Origin of the sequence: Halorubrum laminariae (genome assembly GCF_024494655.1) — an archaeon.
GTDB classification, from domain to species: Archaea; Halobacteriota; Halobacteria; order Halobacteriales; family Haloferacaceae; genus Halorubrum; species Halorubrum laminariae.
Genome location: NZ_JANHDL010000003.1, coordinates 54,715 through 74,599, shown reverse-complemented (window position 1 = coordinate 74,599; position 19,885 = coordinate 54,715). Strand labels below are relative to the sequence as shown.

Sequence of the window (19,885 nt, the reverse complement as noted above, 5' to 3'; positions counted from 1 at the left end):
GGATCTCTTCCGTTCTCAGAAATCTCTGAAACGGCATATCGAATCTTGGAACTTACATTAATCATCCTGATACACCTGCATATGCTTCTTACCAACCTCGTCCATCGTCCGATTGGTACGGTACTCTTCCAGCATATCTTTTAATTCGCCATCATTCTGAAGTACGTTTTCAATCACCGTGGTGGCGGCGTCAGCGTCCCCTTGAGAGAAGGTCTTCACAATCCCTTCGCCCTCCTCGAGATTCTTGAACCGGTGGATGTCACTCGCCACCATCGGGACATCGTACGCGACACACCAGTTGACAATTCCACTCTGGGACATCTGTTCGTATGGGAGAACCGCAACGTCGATCGCATTAAAGAAAGCATGGAACTCCTCGTCGTCCAGAACACCTGTTATCTGGAGGTTGTCCGGGGCCTCCTCCTGGATCTCCTCGAGATACCACCTTTCCGACTCGCTCTGGATTCCCCCACCGAGTACAATCGTTCTGTCGGGTATCTGCTTGGCGACCTCAACCATGAAATCGTTCCCCTTCTCCGGACGGATGTAACCGGGCTCCGCGACGAGTGGTTCGTCCGGGTTAAACCCCAAAAGTTCCTTCGCCTCCTCCTGGTTCATAGGGTGGACCTCCGTTTGGACTCCGTGAGGAATGACTTCTGCAGACTCCAGAGAGGCACTCGACTCGAATATCTCTTTTGTCTCTTCAGAGAGGAATAGGGAGTGATCGGCGACGAAGGCGAGCATCTTGTTGTTTAGAGTTACGTAGAATACTTTCAGCTCCATCAGGGGTGGAGAGATCGTTTCCCGCCCCCACGCAGTGTGAAAGGTCATTACAACGGGCACCCCCCGGATTCTTGAGATAATCCAGAGAAGCGGGAACACAAACCAACTTGCGATACTCTTTGGTCCGAAGATTCCATACTCGTGCTGAACATGGATAACATCGGAGTCAGTGAACGCTAGTCCAAAGGTCTTCCTGATGTAGTGGAGAATATTCGCGGACCCGAGATCGACTGATGTCCGGGAAGTTTCTCCGGGAATCGAATTCTCAAGCGACGTGGTGTACTTGGCTATACCGCAGTCCTCGTTTCTCGGTGTCGAGACGAATGTAACTTTCATTTGATCATCTCCTTAATTTCTTCATGGAACTGTGACGTGGGTTAGTTCCCGACCATTTTCAAGTTAGAGGATTACTCGTCTGGGGGGAGTACTTGCTAGTCGGTTAATTGTCTTGCTGAATGGTGCCGTAGACTGGTAGAAGTCGCACAACATGGGAATCCCATGAGTCTGGAAATTCGACACGCTGATCAAATCTACTCGCGCGCTGGATCGAATCAGCAACTCTGAATTCGGAAGGTGACGGTATCGAAACAATCCCTGAAGTTTGAATCCAGTCCTCGAGCGCCCCTGCTTCCCGCACCACACACGGCGTCCCCGCGGCCAACGCTTCAGCCACGGTCATCCCGTACGCTTCGAACTCCGACATCGTCACGTACGCCTCGGCTCCGGCGTACAGTCCCGGCAGACGTTCGTCGTCGACGTATCCGAGAAAGTCTACGCGGTCAGCCACACCTTCTTCACGAGCAATCCGTTCCAGTTCGTCCCGGTACGGCCCGCTTCCAGCGACCAACAGATCGTAATCGGGAAGCTCCGACAGCGCGCGAATCACGTGCTGGACGCCCTTGTACTCCTCGAGCCGACCGACACACAGCAAGTACGGGCGGTCCCGTTCCTCGGGCTCTGCGTTCGCAAATCGCTCGACGTCCACGCCGTTCGGAATCACCGTCGCGTCGACGCCGAAGTCCGCTCGCAACCGCTCTTGCTCCCACTCACTCACCGCGATCACGTCGTCGGCCTGCCGAACAGCCCATCGACCGAACGGCCGGTAGCACGACAGCAGGACGTCACGGAAGCCGCTCGCGCTCTCGCCGTGGTAGTGGGTCGTCACGACGAACCGTTCGTCTGTCACCCCGAGTGTTGCGAAGAACAGCGGGAACGCGTGATAGTTGTGTGCGTGCACGACATCGGCGTCCGCTCGGCGGACGGCGAGCGCCATTTGCGGCGCGACGTAGAACGCGTCACCAGGGCTGAGCGACCGGAATCGGCGGACTGTGACACCATCTTCGGTACTCTCCGAGGGCACATCGGGGCCGGCATCCGCGCTGAACACAGTCACGTCGTGGCCGCGGTCGACGAGCCGCGTCGCGAGTTTCCGGACGTGCGTTTCGACGCCGCCGGTGTGTGGCGGGTAGCGGTGCGTGACGAACAGAATTCTCATTCGAACGCCTCCCGCAACTCTGCGTCCACCTCCCACGTGCCGTCGCCTTTGCCACGCAGCAGCTCCACACTCGCCCGAAGCAACGACACCTGCGTGTCGAAGATGGAGTAGAACGCCTGGAGCGGCCCGAGCCAGTCGTTCTGCCCGAGGTACGCGAACGCCCCCACCGCGGCAGGCAACGCGATCCCACCGATACCGAACAGCGACACGGCAGCCCCCGTCCCGACGATTAGTGTCACCGCCAGCAGCCACGGTGAGACGATCATAAACCACCAGTTGAACGGCAGCACGAGCTTCCCGTAGTTCCCGTACTTCCCAAGCGCGTCACGGTGCTGGACCAGTAGCCGAATCAGCCCCATCCCACGCCGGTCTTTCTGCTTGCGGCGCTTCACGAAGTCCGAGAAGCTGGCCTCCATATACTTCACCGCGGGATCGAACACCACTCTTCCCCCTTGCCGTCGAATCTTCAACGCCAACTCCGTGTCGTCCGCGAGCGAGTTCGGGTCGATCGGCAACAGCGCGTCGTTTTCGAACGCTGAAAACGGGCCGTGGAAGATGAGCGTCGAGTCGAGGTGCGACTCCAGCTGCTGGATGTGCGACTGGACGCCGCGGTACCCGGATTCCACCTCGCTCCCGCCGAGTACCTCGACGTTCCGTCCGGTCACGGCGTCCACCTCGGGGTCCGCGAGGTTCGCGGCCGCCTCGCGGAGGACATCTGGCGGGAGTTTTGAGTCACAGTCCGTCTTCACAACCATCTCGTGGCGTGCCGTCTCGTAGGCTTCGTTAAGCGCGGGCGCGAGCCCGCGGCGCTCGTCTTCCTCGATCAGTGTGAGGTCCGGTGCGTCCAGATCTTCGAAGTACCCGCGAAGAATCTCGCGCGTCTCGTCCGTCGAAGAGTCAACGACGACAAGTTCCACTTTCTCCATCGGATAGTCGAGCGCCATCAAGTCGTCGAGCTTGGTCTCGACGATACGTGACTCGTTGTACGTCGGGAGCACGATGCTCACCGCTGGTTCGGCCGCAGCTTTCTCGGCCGGCGATCCGGACGGACGCAGTACCGCGTACAGCCCGAGGAACGCCAAGTACGGCATCGCCGCGATCGCGAGAAGCGATCCAGCGACGACTACAAGCGGACTCATTGTCGGCGCTTGCAGCCTAGAGGATAAAAACCTACGCGGGACAGGCCCAGAAGAGACGGAGACATCGAAACTACACTCCGACGACGACACGTATATAACAAGCCTTAAGCACGTTTTCCGAATCCCTACCAACAATGAGCCAGCAACAGGACTTGTCCGAGAGATCGGACCGCTCTCCGCTCGATCTTCTTAAACGCTGGTTCCACGTCCCGGTACTTGTCGGCGTGTTCGCCGTCATGCTGTGGACGCGGATCCGGTCGTACGGCAACTTCGTCCGCGATGGCGAGGTGTACTTCCGTGGAAACGACGCATGGTACCATCTCCGTGAAACAACGTACCTCATGGAGAATTGGCCGAGCACAATGTCATTCGATCCGTGGACTGGCTTCCCGTTCGGCACTGCCGTTGGGCAGTTCGGCACCCTGTGGGACCACATTATGGTGGTCGGTATCTGGATCGCCAGTCCAATCCTGGGTAGCCCCGAAGAGGTTATGCTCGTCATGGCACCGATTGCGGGCGCACTTGTCGCGGTTCCAACCTATTTCATCGCCCGGCGCTTCGTCGGTCGTCCAGCTGCCCTCGCCGGTGCCGGCGTGCTCGCCCTCCTCCCGGGGACCTTCTTCAGCTACTCACTCGTCGGCTTTCCTGACCACAGCGCGGCCGAAGTGCTGTTCCAGAGTCTCGCAGTACTTGCGTTCCTCGTCGCGTTCGGCGTTGCAACCCGCGAAAAGCCTGTTTGGGAGCTTGTCGTCGATCGCGACTGGAACGCACTCCGTCGTCCGCTCGCGTATGCTGCGGCAGCTGGCGTCGCACTCGGGCTCTACATCTGGACGTGGCAGCCCGGTATTCTCTTGGTCGGGATCACCGGTGTCTTCCTTGCGGTGAAACTCACGAGCGACACCTTCCATGGAGGGAGCCCCGAGCCAATCGCCTTCGTAGGCGCAGTTGCAATGTCGATCACGGCTCTGATGCAGGTAATTCCGCTCGATACGTTCGGCTTCAACACAACCGCCTACTCGCTCCTCCAGATCATCCTCCCACTAGGCGTTGCCGTCGGTGCGGTCTTCCTTGCATGGCTCGCCCGGTTGTGGGAAGCGCGCGACCTCGACGTGAATGCCTATCCTCCCGCAGTCGGCGGCCTCATCGCGCTTGCTTCGGGGATCGTCTGGATCGCACTTCCATCACTATGGTCAACGCTCACCACCAACCTCCTCAACTTCGTTGGCTTCAGCGCGACCGCCGCCTTCCGCACCATCGGCGAAGCCCAACCCCCGCTCCAGAACGCCTCCTTCGCGGACTTCGTGCTCTCCCAGTACGGTCTCGCGTTCTTCCTCGCCCTGATCGCCGTCCTCACCATCGTCGCGCGCCCGCTCTACCGCTCTGACGACACCAACCACACGCTCTACATCCCGGCCGCGCTCGCGGTCGTCGGCTCCGTCTACGCCGTCCCCGCTCTGTACGACACCATCGGCGGCGTCATCGGCGTGAGCTGGCAGGTCGTGGGGCTCGCGCTCGCCGCCGCGTTCCTCGTCGGCGCGACGTTCCTCGTCGAGTACGACGCCGAGGAGCTGTACTTCGTCGTGTGGGCGGCCTTCATTGGGAGCGCCGCGTTCACCCAGACCCGTTTTAATTACTATCTCGCCGTCATCGTCGCGGTCGGGGCGGCGTACTTCCTCCAGCTCGCCTTCGACGCGGTCGATCTCACCTCCCTAGCGGACCTCCGCAACATCGAGGGCTGGCAGGTGATGACCGCGCTCGCCGTGGTCGCGATCCTCGTCGTCCCGCTCGTCGGCGTCGCCACCCCGGTGTGGACCGCCGGCAACTCCACCGGCCCCGGCAGCGTCGTCCAGTGGGACGACAGCCTCCAGTGGATGAACGACGAGACGCCCCAGCCGGGCGAACTGGAGGGCGCGAACAACCCGATGGAGCTGTACGGCACCTACGAGCGCCCCGCTGACGGCGACTTCGAGTATCCCGAGGGCGCGTACGGCGTACAGTCGTGGTGGGACTACGGCCACTGGATCACCACGCGCGCCGAGCGCATCCCGAACGCCAACCCGTTCCAGCAGAACGCGAACGAGGCGGCGGACTACCTGCTCGCGCCGAGCGAGGCCGAGGCCCGCGAAGTGCTCGCGAGCCAGAGCGACGAGGGGGCGAACACCCGCTACGTGATGGTGGACCGCCAGATGGTCTCGCCGAACTCCAAGTTCAACGCACCCGTCACCTTCTACTCGGGCAACGAGACGACGAGCGACTTCAACCGCGTCCTCTACCAGCAGACCGAGCAGGGCGGGTTCCAGACGCTGATGCAGGTGAACACGCAGCGCTACCACGAGAGCCAGATGGTCCGCCTGTACGAACACCACGGCAGCGCGGTCGAACCGCGCCCGGTCGTCGTCGACTGGAACCAGCAGGCCGCCCAGACCGCGAGCGGCGAGCGGATCGACATCGACGTGGCCCCGAGCAACACCTCGAACGTGGTCCGCCAGTTCGACACGATGGAGGAGGCCCGCGCGTTCGTCGAGGAGGACGGCAGCGCCCAAATCGGCGGCGTCGGCAGCGTCCCCTCCGAGCGCATCGACGCGCTCGAACACTACCGGCTCGTCCACGCGAGCGAATCGCAGGGGCAGTCGCCCTCCGCGCTGCAGGTGAGCGTCCTCCAGCAGCTCGGCGTCGACCTCCAGAGCGCGCTCGGCGAGAACGTCCTGCAGGCGTACCAAGACGACTGGGTGAAGACGTTCGAGCGCGTCCCCGGCGCGACGATCGAGGGCTCGGGCGCAGAGCCCGGCCAAGAGGTGCAGGCCACCGTCGAGATGCAGAAACCGTCGGGGCAGACGTTCACGTACACGCAGTACGCGACCGCCGACGACGACGGCAGCTTCGAGCTGACGGTACCGTACTCGACGACGGGCTACGACGAGTTCGGCCCCGAGAACGGCTACACGAACACGAGCGTTCGCGCGGCCGGTCCGTACCAAGTCTCGACCGGCCTCTCGATCGACAACGGCACGCCGACCGCGCTCTCGGGCACGGTGAACGTGACCGAAGGGCAGGTCGTCGGCGCTGACGACGCGGCCGCCACGGTCGAACTCGAGGAGACGACGCTCGGCGGCGGCAACGGCGACGACAGCAGCGACGGCAGCGACAGCAGCGACACCACCGACGGCGACCAGTCTGGTGGGAGTGATGGCACCACCAGCGACACGAACACGGCGAGCGCGGTGACCGCGGCCGACACACTCGCCGTCGACGACGCTGTGGGCCCCGCGATCGCGAGCCCGTAGCGTCGGCGCACTGCTCGCTGTCCGCTCGTTTTATTACGTGTCGCATGTACTGCATGATTATCACCTCGTCTGACCGCTCCCCGGCCGACCGTGAGCGCCATGAGTGACCGCCGAGACTGGCTTGCGCTGTACCTGAAGGGCGTCGCGATGGGTAGTGCGGACGCGGTCCCCGGCGTCTCCGGCGGCACCATCGCGCTGATCGTCGGGATCTACGAGCGGCTGATCGCGGCGGTCACCGCGGTCGACCCGGACCGGATCCGGCGCGTGCTCACGGGCGTTCGCCCCGCGAACCTCCCCGACGCGCGCGCAGCGTTTCGCGAAGTCGACGGGGCGTTCCTCCTCGTGCTCGGGGCCGGCATCGCCACGGCAGTCGTGACGGTGTTGAGCGGCGTCAACTACCTACTCGCCACCCGACCGGTCGCGACCTACGGCTTTTTCTTCGGGCTGATCGCGGCGAGTGCGGCCGTGTTGCTCGACGACATCGCGCTCGACACGCCGCGGCGGAAGGCAGCCGCGCTCTGCGGCTTCGCGTTCGCCTTTCTCGCCTCCGGCGCGGCCGCAACCTCGCTCGGACACCCCCTGCCGGTCGTCTTCGTCGCCGGCGCGCTCGCGGTCAGCGCCATGGTGTTGCCGGGGATTTCGGGCTCGCTCCTGTTGGTCGTGCTCGGCCAGTACGAGTATATGTCGGGCATGGTGAGCCGCGCGGTCACCGGGCTCGCAGCACTCGCGCGCGGCAACGGGAGCGACGCACTCGTCGAGACGCTCCCGCCAGTCGTCACCTTCCTCGCCGGGGGCGTCGTCGGCCTGTTCACCATCGCCCACGCGGTCCGCTACGCGCTCGCGAGAGCGCGTGCGGCGACGCTCGCCTTTCTCGTCAGTCTCGTCGTCGGCGCGCTTCGTGCGCCGCTCGTCGAGGTGTCAGTCCGGCTGGCTGAGAGCGGCGAGTCATGGCGCGCGGCCGCGCCACGGTTCGCGCTCGCCGCTGTCGGCGGCGCACTCCTCGTGCTCGTTCTCGACCGCTACTCCGGCGCAATCGAGTACTGACACGTAACGAGCGGACAGCGTTCAAGCCGCTCACGCATCCACCGAGATGTTGCCGATTGACCGTTAGCTACGACGGCCGAACGATTACGTCATTATCCAAATAATGATTATCTAGATAATGACCTTCTACGACGACACGACGGGCTCAAAGTCAGTGATGACTGGTCACTGTTCGGTCTCGACGACATCTTGTCGCTAGTGACCGGATCGTCCGCTTCCGAATCGTGGGTCGGCGGACAGCTATCTTTCTTCGAAGGGGATTCACGCCGGTTCGGTTCGGAACCGGGTGATCGGAACCTCAGTGACATCGTCGTAGTCATCATCGGCACCGACAAGCAGCATCCCGTCGACGTGTGCTGCGGTGCCGAGCGCGAAGGCATCGCCAAGCGCCGGCGCGTAGCGGAATTTGAAGTCGGCTGCTGACGCCCAGGTGTGTTCGGTGTCGACGCGACGGATGCCGCTTTCCTCGAGGACGTCGACGACGGCATCAGCTCGCTCCTCGCCGTCGATTGCACGGACGACGTAGTGAATCTCGGCAAGAGTGATAGCCGAGATGTAGCCGTCTGCTGCGCGTTCAACGGCGTCGACGTACGTTTCGACGGTGTCGCTCCCCGATTCGTTACAAAAGTAGGCGATGAGCGGTTCGGCGTCGAAGACGATCGTTTCGGGTATCGCAGTCCCGTCCATCATATGTCTGCCTCGTCGTCACCGGCGTAACGCTGCCGCAACTCCGCTTCGCTGGCTTTGTCCGCGTCGCGTTCCTCCTGGAGCCGCTCGGTTGCCGAGCGCCCCTGTTCGTCGGTTTTTCCTTCTAGCACCCCACGCAGGTCTGTGACCGAGTGGATGGGCCGAACGACGATGTCACCCTCGTCGGTCCGAATGAACTTCACTCGGCCAGGTGTGTCGATACCCAACTCCTCGCGGAACTCTTTCGGAATGGTCGCTTGTCCACGCGACGATACAGACACGACTTTTTCAGACTCTACTTTGTTCATACTATTCTTAATCATTACTTTTATTTAGTCATACAAAAGGCTAGCGCTGGCTTGGGTAGTTCATGTCGACCCCGCTTCCTGCTGGCGTCCAAACTCTATTGGGTCGCCTCGTCCAACCCCGACCGTGACGAACACCAACCGCGAGTGGGTCCTCGCCGCCCGCCCTGACGGCGAACCCGACCTAGATTGCTTCGAGCTGCGCGAGACAGACGTTCCCTCCCCCAATCTCGGCGAACTCCTCGTTCGAACCCGATACCTCTCCGTCGACCCGTACATGCGCGGCCGGATGCGCGACGCCGAGTCGTACGCCGAGCCGTGGGACGTGGGCGACGCGCTCAAAGGCGGCATCGTCGGCGAAGTGATCGAGAGCGAAAGCGACGCGTACGACGCGGGCGACCTCGTCACTGGCGAGGGCCGGTGGGCCGACTACGCGACCCTCGACGCCGACGACGTCGCCCCCGTCGATCCGACGGTCGCCGATCCCGAGGCTTACCTCGGCGTGCTCGGGATGCCCGGCCGGACGGCCTACTTCGGCCTGCTGGAGGTCGGCGAGCCACAGCCCGGCGACACCGTTGTCGTATCGGGCGCAGCGGGTGCAGTCGGCTCCGTTGTCGGCCAGATCGCCAAGCGCAACGGCTGTCGCGTGGTCGGCTTCGCGGGCACCGACGAGAAGACAGAGTGGCTCACCGACGACCTCGGTTTCGACGCCGCGATAAATTACAAAACGACAGACGACTACGGCGACGCACTCGATGCGGCCGCGCCAGACGGCGTCGACGTCTACTTCGACAACGTGGGCGGGCCCATCACCGACGCGGTGTTCACGAAGCTGAACCTCGACGCGCGCGTCGCCGTCTGCGGGCAGATCTCTCACTACAACGACGAAGAGGTACCGACGGGACCACGGAAGCTCCCGCAGATCATCGCGCCGCGCGCGAAGGTGGAGGGACTGCTCGTGAGCGACTTCGCGACCCGATTTGAAGTGGCGAGCGAGCGACTCGGCGAGTGGGTCGCGGCTGGCGAGTTGCGCCACCGCGAGACGGTCGTCGACGGGTTAGAGAACGCGTCCGACGCCTTCCTGGGGCTCTTCGCCGGCGACAACATCGGCAAGCAGGTGGTCCGGGTGGCTCCCGCCTCAGGCGAGGAATAACTCTGAGAACCGGCACAACCCAGAGACGGGAATCACCCGTCAGAACGCTTTTCACCGATACCACGCCTTACTGCAGGCAATGGCGACCACTTCGGAAAACGACTGCGGCGACGGAGTGGAGTTCACCTATGAAGCGGACCTCGTAACGGCGCGTGATGTTGCGTCGGGCGTCACCGCGTCTGGCACGTCGAAGCCGATTGCACTCTCTCGACTCGCGGACGCGTTGACTCTCCATGCGGGCGGCGGCGACCCGATAGACGATGAAAAGCTGTTTCTCGACGAGATCAGCGTGGACGCCGACGCGATCACGATCAAACCCCCGATAGACAAAGAGCGGCTCGCGGAAGGCTACCGAGAACGTGCGGAACGCTCTCGACAGTTGGCCGAGGAGATGGATCCGCCGCAAGGATGAATCATCAGCCGATGCAGACGCGCAGGAACCTGCTGACCGCGGGCGGTGCCGGGGCCGCGGGTCTCGTCGGCCTCGCCGGCTGTGCTGGCGCACCGCTGGGACCCGATGAGAACCGAGGCGATGCGGATGGAAACGGCGATGCGACGGGCGAGGACGACACCGCCGACGGCGACGACACCCGCATCGGCTTCGTCGGCGATCTCATGTTGGGCCGGAGCGTCACGGACCGGTGGGTCGACGACGGCGATGCGGACTCCACTAGCGTCTGGGGGTCGACGCTCCCGCGACTGGAGGCGCTCGACGGACTCGTCGCCAACCTAGAGTGTTGTATATCGGATCGCGGCGAGCAGTGGCCGGACAAAACGTACTACTTCCGGTCGCCGCCCACCTTCGCGATACCCGCACTGGAGGCCGCCGGCGCGTCGTTCGTCTCGCTCGCGAACAACCACATCCTCGACTACCGCGAGCAGGGGTTACGGGACACGCGAACGCACCTCGCGGACGCTGACATCGCCCACGCGGGTGCGGGCACAAATCGGGAGACTGCGCTCGAACCCGCGGTGTTCGAGGCGGGCGACATCCGTGTCGCAGTATTCGGACTCACGGATCAGTCGACGGCGTTCGCGGCGACCGACGACGAGCCTGGCACCGCGTACGCGACACTCGATCCCGGGCGGCCGGGGACGCGAGCGCTCGTCGACGACGTACTTGATCGCGCCGACGAACTGGATCCGGACCTCGTCGTCGCCTCGCTACACTGGGGACCGAACTGGGAAACCGAACCACGAGCCGTCCACGAGCGGTTCGGTCGGTGGCTGATCGACCGCGGCGTCGACATCGTCCACGGCCACAGCGCGCACGTGCTACAGGGCGTCGAGGTGTACGACGGCTCGCCGATCATCTACGACGCCGGCGACTTCGTCGATGACTACGTCGACTACATCGATCGGGAGGGCGTCCACAACAAGCGCAGCGCGCTCTTCGAGCTGATCGTGCGCGACGGCGACCTCGTCGAGCTCGAAGTCGTGCCCGTCCACATCGTCGACGAGGCGGCGACGCTGGCCGAGGGCGAGGTCGCGACGTGGGTCCGTGACACCGTCGCCGAACGCTCGCAGCCGTACGGTACGCCGGTTCGACGGGAGGACGGACAGCTCACGATTCCGCTCGGCGATTGACATCCTCCCCGCGCTGAAGCGCGAGGATTCCCACGGCACCGCGCCGCTGGGTTGGGATATTGTGGTTTACACCCGAATGATTAACGGCGCTCGGGACGAGAGAGAAGATATGGCGACTGAGGACAGAGTGGAATCCGGCTCCCCACTCGATGAAGTGATGGAAGACATCCGGCGGGAACTCGTTCGCCGAGTCGCGGCGGGCGATCGAGACACGAACCGAGACATCTACGACGCCCTCGAAACCGAGTAACGGTCGTTTGGCACGGGCAGCAGCCTACCTGTTCAACCAAGTGTCGGTGCGTTTTGCACCGGAAGGACAGGTGGGTTTCGAACCGTCAAAGCCTGTATTGCTCGCGCACCACGCCGTCGAGCCCGCGGTCTTCGAGCAGGTCCAGCGGCGCGAGCATGTCGAGTTGGACGACGCCCGGCAATCGACCGATCTGGACGCCGCCGGTGAAGGTGCACCGGGCTCGGATCTCGCCTTCGCTCATATCGAGGAGCTGTCCGGCGCGATCGAAGGCGTTCTGCGTCGCGTCGTTGACCGTCGCGCCGGAGCCGACCACCTGAATCGGGGCCATCTCGGAGTCCACGTCGACGCCATGCTCGGCACCGAGGTCGTGCCCGGCCGCCACCTCGTCGTCGCTGTAGGGCTTGCTGATGAAGGGGAGATCCTCTTCGTTCGGAAGCAGGACGGGCCCGTCGAGTTGGAGCCCCTCGATCACCTCGACATCGAAGGTGACGGTACCGCTCACGTCGGTGGTGTGCAACGAGAGTTCGCCGTCGCCCTGATTCGCGTGGAGGTCGCCGACGTACACTCCGCCGCCGTCGACGTCGATCGGACAGATCAGGGTTGAGCCCGCGCGGACTTCGGGGATGTCCATGTGCCCGTCCGTCCGCTTTTCTAAGTCTTCCTCGGTTTCGACGCCGTAGTCGTGGTCCGCGCCGATCAGATTCTGTCCGAAGTCGCCCGCGTTGTGCGAGTCCGGCATCGTCACCGACGGCGTCGTGCCGATGTTCCCGATGAAGGGCCGGAGGCGACCGAGCGTGCCGGGCATCCCGTCGGGCTCGTACAGCAAGATTGGGTGCTGCCGGGAGTTCTCGGGGATGTCCATCACGCGCTCGGCGTCGAGCGCCAGCTCGTGTGCGCCCTCCTTGTCGAGCGTGATCCCGACGGCGTTCTCGTGGTCGAACGCGACCGTGTAGCCGTACTCGAAGCCGAACGAAGAGGCGTTCGCGCCGCACTCCGCACAGCGGATCGCGTCCTCGCCGGTGCCCTCGACGACGGAGTCGGGCCACGTCGTCCCGCACTCGGGACAGCGGTGGTCGACGAACGGGTCGTCCGTGAACGCCCCCTCGCGTTCGGCCATCGAGCCCGTGCTCGTCGCCATGCTCGTCACCTCCACGTCGCGGATGTGGATGGCGACGGCGTCGCCGACCGACGCGCCCTCGACGCGGATCGGCCGCGTCACCTCGTGGCCGCCCCGGAACGACGGCGTGACCATCGGCCCCCAACACCCCGGCGGCGTGTACGTGGTGACCGTCCCGCCGTCCGCGACCGTCCCGGCCCACTCCTGGTCGGGCCCGACCAGCCCGAGCGTGTACTGGTCGACGTACAGCTCCTCTTGAACGCCTTGCTGTGACATACCACAGGACTGTACGGTGCACAGCGGAATAACGCTAGTGTTCGCGGAATCCGTCGTGGCAGATAGACTGGACTGGCGTGATCGTCCGTGCATGGCCGAGAGATAGAGCTCCGGAGAGCTAATCAGACGTTTCGACTTCCAGGCGAGCACTCACTGATACTCCGAGACGGTTCGATACGGAACGTATTGACATCCTCCCACGACTGAAGTCGTGGGATTCCTCTGGTGGGATAGTGGCTATGCCGTCTCCCCAGAGGCAAGTTTCCCAGTACTGGTACTCCGGTTTGTGCGCTCCTCTTTGGGACTGTCCCTCTCAGGAGAGTATGATATCTCCGACCACTCGTGGTCGTCCCACTCGAATCGCACGGGCCGTGCCATCGGCCTGACTGCTTCGTCTGTCTGCCGCTCGAGGAATGTTCGCGATGCTGTGAGATCGGCGTGGCCCTCAAACCCACACAGACACGTGAGCGTGTCCTGATGCCGCGTTGTTCGATCAGTTGACCCACAGTCTGGACACTCTTGACTCGTCCACGCTTCTGACCGAATCTCCACCGAGATGCCGTACTCTTCGGCGGTACAGGCCAGTCGCTCGGTGAACTTCCTGAACGCCCAGAAGTTGTGCGTCTTCGCGTTGGTATCGGCTGACCAGTGCGTCTCAAGCAAGTCGGTTACGCAGAAGCGATCGATTTGGATCTTTCGGAAGCATATATAGAGGTGTTAGAGGCAGGATTGGACGAGCTAACAGAGTGAATATCCGGGAGGATCTTGATGCGTGGTTTCTTTCCCAGTTGTCGGATTCACCCCACGGCTGAAGCCGTGGGCTCTCTCCTCTGTTCTCTGTAGATGCCGCTGCCGCCGATGAAGCCGATGGTGCTCATGGCGGTGGTGCGCGCGCTCGCCACTTAACTGCGGGAGTCGATCAGAGCAGCCAGCGGACCGCCGCCAGCATGAGCGCGCTCACGACGAGCAGGTGGACGAGCACGGCCCCGACTGCCGCACCACCGACCTCGCGCATCTCCCGCAGCCGGATCGAGAGGCCGAGCCCGACGAACGCCAGCGTGAACAGCGCGTCCGAGACGCGGCCGATGGAGTCGAGCGCGGCCGGCGAGAGCACGCCGCTGTTGGCGATCGCGGCGACGAGGACGAACCCGAGCAGGAACTTCGGGAACTCGGACCACAGCCGACGCACGCCCGGGTCGGTCGCCGAGCGCGCCGTGTACACCAGCGAGTACGCGACCGCGACGCCGCCCAGCAGGGAGTTGCGCGCGAGCTTCGTCACGGTCGCCCACTGGCCCGCCTCCGGCGAGTGCGCGAAGCCGGCGGCCGCAACGGGCCCCGTCGAGAACATGCTCACGCCCGCCCAGACACCAAACTGGCGGCTCGTCAGGCCGAGCCACTCACCGGCCAGCGGGAACGCGACAAGCGTGACGGCGTCGAACAGCAGGACGGTGGCGGCCGCAAAGGTGATCGACGAGCCGCGCGCGTCGAGCACGCGACCGATCGCGACGACCGCGGAGACGCCGCAGATGCTCGCGCCCGCGGCCAGAAGCGAGGGCGTCGCCCCGCGCAACCGGAACAGCAGCCGAGCGATCGCCTCCGCGAGCAGGAGCCCGCCACCGACCGCGAGAACGACGAGGCCGAGGACGGTCGGTCCGGCCGCGACGAACTCCTCGATCACGACCGCCGCGCCGAGCAGGACGATCCCCGTCTCCAAGAAGAGCTTGTCGACGCCGACGCCCGGCTCGGCGACCGCCGGCGTGCCGACCGTGTTCCCGACGAGCGCGCCGAGCCCGACGGCGACGACGAGCGGCTGCAGGCCGTCGACCGCGCCGGCCACGCCGTTCGCCAGCAGCGCGCCGACGACGAGCAGCGCGAAGCCGGGGACGTACGTCCAAACGGCGGCGGCGGAGCGAGTCACGGCGTGCCGCATCACGGCGAGCCGACCGCGAGTTGGATCGCGAGGTGAACGGCGACGATACCCAGCCCGAGCACGAGCGCCTGCCAGCCCCGATCGAGTGCGGTCCAGCGGTCGACGAGCGGTGACGCGGGTCGATCGGTAGCGGACGGTCCGGCGTCCGATGTCATTACGTGTCCGTCATCACGGCACTACTTACCGATATCGCTCGCGGCACAACTCGGAGGGCAAACAGAGAAACCGAACGCGATCGAACTCAGTCGTCGGCTTCGGCGGCGACGGGGTCGTCGTCACCGGGGGATTCGTCGACCTCAGAAGCGGCAGAATTATCCTCAATATCGTCGGGTCGGGGGAAGTTCTCGATGGTCGCGTCGCGGAAGGCTGTCTCGTCGAACTCGTACTCGCCGTCGAAGAAGTCGAGCACGGTCTGGACATCGATCATCGCGGTCTTCAGCGCCGTCGACGCGCCCGGCGAGGGCGTGATGTTGAACAGGATGCCGTCGCCGGTGATCTTCGCTTCGCCCATGTCGAGCGTCTTGTTGTCGGTGTCGACGATCTGCGGGCGCACGCCGCCGTATCCCTTCGCGCGCTGGATGTCGTCGGCCCCGACGGTCGGGACGACCTTCTGGACGTGCGGGAGGAACGCGCGCTTGCCGAGCGCGGGAACGTCGTACACGAGGTTCTTCGTGACGTAGGGGAAGAGGATGGGGTCAGCGAGGATGTTGGCGTAGCTCAGGATCGACGAGGCGTTAAGCTCGAACACGTCCACAAAGTCACTGACAGTGGATATCTCGCCGCGTTCGAGTGCGGGCACGAGCTTCGCGGTCGGCCCGAACCGGGTGACACCGTCGTCGTGAACGTCGGCGTCGCCGTGGACCGCGGCAAACGGGAGACTCTTCATCTGCAGCGTGTACACCTTCCCGTTCAGCAGGTCGTCGGCGAGGAAGAAACTGCCAGCGACGGGCAGAAGCGACATGTCCTCGCCGTAGCCCATCTCCTTCGCGAACTGGAGGCTGTGGGAGCCGGCGGTGACGACCGCCGAATCGGCCGCGAAGTCACCGTCGTCGGTCTCGACCGTGAACCCCTCGTCACCCTCGTCGACGTTTGTTACCTCGGTGCCGAGATGGACGGAAACGCCCTCTTGCCCGCGGACGGCATCGACGAACGACTGCGCGACCGCGCCGTAGTCGACGACGTAGCCGTCGGGCGTCTGGAGCGCCTTGAGTTCCGTTCCGGGGTCGCGCCCCTCGACGACTTTCGGCTCCAGCTCTTCGATCTCGTCGCGGCCGATCTCGCGGAGCTTCGGGAACAGGTCACCGAACCCCTCCTCGTGGTAGCGCTCTTCTAACGCCGCGACTTCGTCGTCGCCGACGCCGAGCACCATCTTGCTCCGCTTGCTGTGCATCTCGCGGTCGGGGTCGGTCCCTTCGAGGTAGCCCGCGAGCAGCTCTGCGCCCTCTTTGACCTCCTCGGCCTTTTCGAGGGTGTAGTTCGTCTCGATGTCGCCGAAGTGTAGCGTCTGGGAGTTGTTCGTCCGATGGGAGTTGACCGCCGCAATCTCCCGTTCCTTCTCGATCAGCGTCACGTCGTCCACGTCGGTGAACTTCGCCACCGTGTAGAGAAGCGACGCCCCGCTAATCCCCCCGCCGACGATGATCAGATCTGTGTGTTCGGACATGCGTGGTGAAAGCTCTCACGTCCCGAGACGAACTCCCCGGTTAACCATTTTGCCATCTCTGCGCGGAATCCCCCCGTAGAAGCCCTACAAACGTCGTTTAGAGTGTACGACGATCGTCGAAAAAAGTTGGGGTGGGTGGCCCACGCGTCACCAGCGATCCGATTCAGGAGGGCCTGACGTGTCACAAGTGCTCCGGGTCACGAGCGGTCCGGTGTGTCTCGAACGCTCCGATACCGCTCGCGGAGCCGCTCGAATAGGTCACGGCCTGTCTCGGTCCGCAGCCGGGGCTCAGTCGTCGCGAAGAACTCGTCGAGGTCGTCGTACTCGCGGAAGGCTCCCGGGTCGCCGGCGGCGGGATCGTACCGGTCGCCGCGCTCGTAGATCACGGCCTGTAGGCAGACATCGAGCAGGTCGCACTCCTTGACGAGGACGGCCTCCGGCGACTGGCGGTCCTCGTAGGTCTCCCACGCGTCGCGGACGCGGTCGGGAAGCGGGGCGGCGAGGTCGGCCATCACCTCTCGTTCGGCCGTTTCCTTGGCGGCCGGGTCCGGTGGTTCGGCCGTCGAGTCGGCGCGCGTCGCGATGTCGCCCGTCTCCGCTTCGGCCACGTCGTGGACCACCGCGAGCCGGAGCGCGCGGTCGAGGTCGACACCGGGAAGATCCTCGCGAAAGCGGTCGCCGAGCGCCAACACGAGGTACGCGACGCCCCAGGTGTGGGCGGCGACGGACTCGGGGTCGTCGACGCCGCGGAGCTGCCACCCCGTGCGCCGCTCGTCTTTGAGGGCGTAGGCGTCGAGGACAGCGTCGAGCGTGGGCTCAGGTCCGTCGTTCGGAACAAGATCGTCGTCGGAGTCGTCAGACATCGCGCATGCGTCGAGCTACTGGACGAGCGTCAGCGAGTTCTCGCCGGTCCGGGCAGCCACGTCTCGACGGACCATCTCATCTAGCACCTCGCCGAGCCGGTCGGGCTGAGCCACCTCCATCTCGATGCGGCCGATGCCGTGATACTCCTCTAGGTAGTGACGGATGTCCTCCCGATCGAAGACGGTCTGGTCGGCGCGTTCCATCGCCCCCTCGGTGAGGTCGATCATGTCTTCGAGGAAGTTCCACGGGTAGACCACCCACGTCCACTGTTCGAGTTGCTCGCCGACGAAGTCGGGCTGGAACTCGGAGGTGCCCAGAAGCTGGAGCGTGGCGGTTCGCACGTCGCCCGCGTCCCTGTCTTCGACGTACTCTTCGGCCCGGCGGATCGACCCGCCCGTGTCCGCGATATCGTCGATGATCAGGACGTTCTTGCCCTTCACGCTACCTTCCGGCATCGGGTAGCGGATCTGCGGCTCGTCGGTCTTCTCTGCGGCCCCGACGTAGTGTTCCATCTTGAGGCTCGTCAGGTCGTCGAGCCCGAGGAAGTCACAGATACACCGCCCCGCGAACCAGCCGCCACGCGCCAGCGCGACGACAACATCGGGTTCGAAGTCCGCGCGCTTCACCGCGTTCGAGACGTTGCGGCAGAGCCCGTAGATGTACTCCCAGTTGGTGAGGGTGCAGTCGAAGTCGTCCGGGAGGTCGCTCATACGGCCGTTCGTCCCACCCGCGCGCTGATAAGGGTTTAGCAACGTCCCCAGAGCGCTCCCGACACGATTTAGGTGGCCCGCTCACAACGGGTCGGTAATGAGTACGCAGGCCGCGACGGCGGAGCGGACGGTCGTGATCGGGCTGGAGGTTCACGTCCAGCTCGAGACCGACACGAAGATCTTCTGCGGCTGCTCGACTGAGCCCGGAGACGACGAGGACCCGAACACGCGCACCTGTCCGACCTGTCTGGGGCTGCCGGGCGCGCTGCCGGTCCTCAACGAGGGGGCCGTCGAGGCCGCGGTGAAGATCGGGAAGGCGATCGACGCCGACATCCCCGAGACGACGACGTTCCACCGGAAGAATTACTACTACCCTGATCTGCCGAAGAACTTCCAGCTCACCCAGTACGACGCGCCGATCTGCCAATCGGGAGAACTTGAGGTCCGCGTCGACGACGAAACCCGGACCATCGGGATCACCCGCGCGCACCTCGAAGAGGACCCCGGTAGCATCCAGCACGCGGGCGGCTCCATCGAGAGCGCCACGCACACCTTGGTGAACTACAACCGCGCGGGCACGCCGCTCATGGAGATCGTCACCGAGCCGGACTTCCGCTCGCCGGCCGAAACGCGGGCGTTCCTCGCCAAACTGGAGGAGGTCTTGGAGTATCTCGGCGTCTTCGACCCCACCCGCGACGGGAGCCTCCGCGTCGACGCCAACGTCTCGCTGGTCCCCGAGGAGGACGTCGCAGACGACGGGACCATCACCGACGACGCCTTGGAGGACGTGAACCGCGCCGAGGTGAAGAACATCTCCAGTCACAAGGGCGCAGAACAGGCGCTTGCGTACGAGATCACCCGCCAAGAGAACGTGCTCCGGCGCGGCCGCGAGATTGAACAGGAGACCCGCCACTGGGACGAGGCGCGGGGCGTCACCGTCTCGATGCGCTCGAAGGAGGCCGAAAAGGACTACCGCTACTTCCGCGAGGCGGACCTGCCGGCACTTGAAGTGTCGGACTGGAAGGAGCAGATTCCGATCCCAGAGCTGCCAGACGCCCGTCGCGAGCGCTTCCGCGAGGAGTACGGGCTCGACCGCGAGGCGGCCTCGAAGCTCACCTCCACGAAGGCGGTCGCGGACTTCTTCGAGGACGTGGCGAGCGAGTTCGACCCGGAACTGGCGGCGACGTGGGTCGCCGACAACCTGCTCGGCGAACTCAACTACCGCGAGATGCAGATTACGGACGTTGAGGGTCGACTCGACGAGTTCACGCGCTTGGTCGAACTCGTCGCGAACGAGGAGCTGACGGTGAAAAACGCCGAGGAGGTCGTCCTCCGCGAGATGCTCGACGAGGGCGACGATCCGGAGACGGTCATCGAGCGAGAGGGACTCGGCGTGGCCGAAAGCGACGAGGTCGCGGCCGCGGTCACGGATGCGATCGACGAGAACCCCGACGCGGTCGCCGACTACCACGACGGGGACGAGGGCGCGATCAACTTCCTCGTCGGACAGGTGATGCAGGCGACCGGCGGCAGCGCCGACCCGGGCGACGTGAACGGGCTGCTCCGCGAGGAGCTGGACGGGTAGTCGTGGACAAACG

General features: G+C 64.3%; 18 protein-coding genes and 1 pseudogene. 7 read left to right on the top strand and 12 right to left on the bottom strand.

The annotated features are described in order from the left end of the window. Nucleotides 1–57: 57 nt before the first annotated feature. The 3 genes from NO887_RS06460 to NO887_RS06450 form a co-directional block, all read right to left on the bottom strand. A complete protein-coding gene (locus NO887_RS06460) occupies nucleotides 58–1,119 on the bottom strand; it encodes a glycosyltransferase (protein ID WP_256417657.1) in 1,062 nt (353 codons plus the stop codon). A 103-nt stretch (nucleotides 1,120–1,222) separates the two neighbouring features. After that, entirely contained in the window at nucleotides 1,223–2,278 is a 1,056-nt protein-coding gene (locus NO887_RS06455; protein ID WP_256417656.1) for a glycosyltransferase family 4 protein, read from the bottom strand. Then, nucleotides 2,275–3,417, bottom strand: a complete 1,143-nt coding sequence (locus tag NO887_RS06450) for a glycosyltransferase (RefSeq protein WP_256417655.1) — start codon at nucleotides 3,415–3,417, stop codon at nucleotides 2,275–2,277. The genes NO887_RS06455 and NO887_RS06450 overlap by 4 nt, the downstream gene beginning before the upstream one ends. 134 nt (nucleotides 3,418–3,551) lie before the next feature. On the opposite strand from NO887_RS06450, the gene NO887_RS06445 reads away from it, so the two are divergent. Together NO887_RS06445 and NO887_RS06440 are read left to right on the top strand one after the other, a co-directional pair. Beyond that, nucleotides 3,552–6,701: an oligosaccharyl transferase, archaeosortase A system-associated gene (locus tag NO887_RS06445; protein ID WP_256417654.1), complete on the top strand. Its 3,150-nt coding sequence runs from the start codon at nucleotides 3,552–3,554 to the stop codon at nucleotides 6,699–6,701. Nucleotides 6,702–6,800: 99 nt separating this feature from the next. Next, entirely contained in the window at nucleotides 6,801–7,745 is a 945-nt protein-coding gene (locus NO887_RS06440) for a DUF368 domain-containing protein (RefSeq protein WP_256417653.1), read from the top strand. Nucleotides 7,746–8,006: 261 nt separating this feature from the next. Here the strand turns inward: NO887_RS06440 and NO887_RS06435 are convergent, their stop codons facing one another. Together NO887_RS06435 and NO887_RS06430 are read right to left on the bottom strand one after the other, a co-directional pair. Beyond that, on the bottom strand, nucleotides 8,007–8,435 hold the full coding sequence (locus NO887_RS06435) for a PIN domain-containing protein (protein ID WP_256417652.1): 429 nt from the start codon (nucleotides 8,433–8,435) through the stop codon (nucleotides 8,007–8,009). Further along, nucleotides 8,432–8,740, bottom strand: a complete 309-nt coding sequence (locus NO887_RS06430; protein ID WP_256417651.1) for an AbrB/MazE/SpoVT family DNA-binding domain-containing protein — start codon at nucleotides 8,738–8,740, stop codon at nucleotides 8,432–8,434. Before NO887_RS06430 ends, NO887_RS06435 begins: the two co-directional genes overlap by 4 nt. 124 nt (nucleotides 8,741–8,864) lie before the next feature. On the opposite strand from NO887_RS06430, the gene NO887_RS06425 reads away from it, so the two are divergent. The 4 genes from NO887_RS06425 (at nucleotide 8,865) to NO887_RS06410 (ending at nucleotide 11,727) form a co-directional block, all read left to right on the top strand. Beyond that, nucleotides 8,865–9,890, top strand: coding sequence for an NADP-dependent oxidoreductase (locus tag NO887_RS06425; RefSeq protein ID WP_256417650.1), 1,026 nt, complete (start codon nucleotides 8,865–8,867; stop codon nucleotides 9,888–9,890). 79 nt (nucleotides 9,891–9,969) lie between these two features. Then, the gene (locus tag NO887_RS06420; protein WP_256417649.1) at nucleotides 9,970–10,302 is read left to right on the top strand and encodes a type II toxin-antitoxin system HicB family antitoxin; all 333 of its coding nucleotides are present in this window, start codon (nucleotides 9,970–9,972) and stop codon (nucleotides 10,300–10,302) included. Between the two features lie 11 nt (nucleotides 10,303–10,313). After that, a complete protein-coding gene (locus NO887_RS06415) occupies nucleotides 10,314–11,477 on the top strand; it encodes a CapA family protein (RefSeq protein ID WP_256417648.1) in 1,164 nt (387 codons plus the stop codon). 109 nt (nucleotides 11,478–11,586) lie between these two features. After that, complete coding sequence (locus tag NO887_RS06410) at nucleotides 11,587–11,727, top strand: hypothetical protein (RefSeq protein WP_256417647.1); 141 nt, start codon at nucleotides 11,587–11,589, stop codon at nucleotides 11,725–11,727. Between the two features lie 85 nt (nucleotides 11,728–11,812). Here NO887_RS06410 and NO887_RS06405 read toward each other — a convergent pair whose 3' ends face one another. The 7 genes and pseudogenes from NO887_RS06405 to NO887_RS06375 all read right to left on the bottom strand — a co-directional run bounded on the left by NO887_RS06405 (nucleotide 11,813) and on the right by NO887_RS06375 (nucleotide 18,287). Then, on the bottom strand, nucleotides 11,813–13,120 hold the full coding sequence (locus NO887_RS06405) for an acetamidase/formamidase family protein (protein ID WP_256417646.1): 1,308 nt from the start codon (nucleotides 13,118–13,120) through the stop codon (nucleotides 11,813–11,815). A gap of 237 nt (nucleotides 13,121–13,357) precedes the next feature. Further along, nucleotides 13,358–13,792: pseudogene (locus tag NO887_RS06400) on the bottom strand (transposase); the annotation flags it as partial. 247 nt (nucleotides 13,793–14,039) lie between these two features. After that, complete coding sequence (locus NO887_RS06395) at nucleotides 14,040–15,038, bottom strand: YeiH family protein (protein ID WP_256418005.1); 999 nt, start codon at nucleotides 15,036–15,038, stop codon at nucleotides 14,040–14,042. Between the two features lie 11 nt (nucleotides 15,039–15,049). After that, entirely contained in the window at nucleotides 15,050–15,205 is a 156-nt protein-coding gene (locus NO887_RS06390) for a hypothetical protein (protein WP_256417645.1), read from the bottom strand. 86 nt (nucleotides 15,206–15,291) lie between these two features. Next, nucleotides 15,292–16,713 (bottom strand): FAD-dependent oxidoreductase, encoded by a 1,422-nt coding sequence (locus NO887_RS06385; protein WP_256417644.1) that lies wholly within the window; start codon nucleotides 16,711–16,713, stop codon nucleotides 15,292–15,294. 197 nt (nucleotides 16,714–16,910) lie between these two features. After that, nucleotides 16,911–17,576 (bottom strand): HD domain-containing protein, encoded by a 666-nt coding sequence (locus tag NO887_RS06380; protein WP_256417643.1) that lies wholly within the window; start codon nucleotides 17,574–17,576, stop codon nucleotides 16,911–16,913. Between the two features lie 15 nt (nucleotides 17,577–17,591). Next, nucleotides 17,592–18,287, bottom strand: a complete 696-nt coding sequence (locus NO887_RS06375) for a phosphoribosyltransferase (RefSeq protein ID WP_256417642.1) — start codon at nucleotides 18,285–18,287, stop codon at nucleotides 17,592–17,594. Nucleotides 18,288–18,384: 97 nt separating this feature from the next. Here NO887_RS06375 and gatB point away from each other — a divergent pair, with 97 nt between their 5' ends. Next, nucleotides 18,385–19,872, top strand: a complete 1,488-nt coding sequence (gatB, locus tag NO887_RS06370) for an Asp-tRNA(Asn)/Glu-tRNA(Gln) amidotransferase subunit GatB (protein ID WP_256417641.1) — start codon at nucleotides 18,385–18,387, stop codon at nucleotides 19,870–19,872. Nucleotides 19,873–19,885: the final 13 nt, after the last annotated feature.

Bases quoted from the DNA above. Each gene is read 5' to 3' on its own strand.
- NO887_RS06460 (WP_256417657.1), bottom strand. From the start codon at position 1,119: ATGAAAGTTACATTCGTCTCGACACCGAGAAACGAGGACTGCGGTATA.
- NO887_RS06455 (WP_256417656.1), bottom strand. From the start codon at position 2,278: ATGAGAATTCTGTTCGTCACGCACCGCTACCCGCCACACACCGGCGGC.
- NO887_RS06450 (WP_256417655.1), bottom strand. From the start codon at position 3,417: ATGAGTCCGCTTGTAGTCGTCGCTGGATCGCTTCTCGCGATCGCGGCG.
- NO887_RS06445 (WP_256417654.1), top strand. From the start codon at position 3,552: ATGAGCCAGCAACAGGACTTGTCCGAGAGATCGGACCGCTCTCCGCTC.
- NO887_RS06440 (WP_256417653.1), top strand. From the start codon at position 6,801: ATGAGTGACCGCCGAGACTGGCTTGCGCTGTACCTGAAGGGCGTCGCG.
- NO887_RS06435 (WP_256417652.1), bottom strand. From the start codon at position 8,435: ATGATGGACGGGACTGCGATACCCGAAACGATCGTCTTCGACGCCGAA.
- NO887_RS06430 (WP_256417651.1), bottom strand. From the start codon at position 8,740: ATGAACAAAGTAGAGTCTGAAAAAGTCGTGTCTGTATCGTCGCGTGGA.
- NO887_RS06420 (WP_256417649.1), top strand. From the start codon at position 9,970: ATGGCGACCACTTCGGAAAACGACTGCGGCGACGGAGTGGAGTTCACC.
- NO887_RS06415 (WP_256417648.1), top strand. From the start codon at position 10,314: ATGCAGACGCGCAGGAACCTGCTGACCGCGGGCGGTGCCGGGGCCGCG.
- NO887_RS06410 (WP_256417647.1), top strand. From the start codon at position 11,587: ATGGCGACTGAGGACAGAGTGGAATCCGGCTCCCCACTCGATGAAGTG.
- NO887_RS06405 (WP_256417646.1), bottom strand. From the start codon at position 13,120: ATGTCACAGCAAGGCGTTCAAGAGGAGCTGTACGTCGACCAGTACACG.
- NO887_RS06390 (WP_256417645.1), bottom strand. From the start codon at position 15,205: ATGACATCGGACGCCGGACCGTCCGCTACCGATCGACCCGCGTCACCG.
- NO887_RS06385 (WP_256417644.1), bottom strand. From the start codon at position 16,713: ATGTCCGAACACACAGATCTGATCATCGTCGGCGGGGGGATTAGCGGG.
- NO887_RS06380 (WP_256417643.1), bottom strand. From the start codon at position 17,576: ATGTCTGACGACTCCGACGACGATCTTGTTCCGAACGACGGACCTGAG.
- NO887_RS06375 (WP_256417642.1), bottom strand. From the start codon at position 18,287: ATGAGCGACCTCCCGGACGACTTCGACTGCACCCTCACCAACTGGGAG.
- gatB (WP_256417641.1), top strand. From the start codon at position 18,385: ATGAGTACGCAGGCCGCGACGGCGGAGCGGACGGTCGTGATCGGGCTG.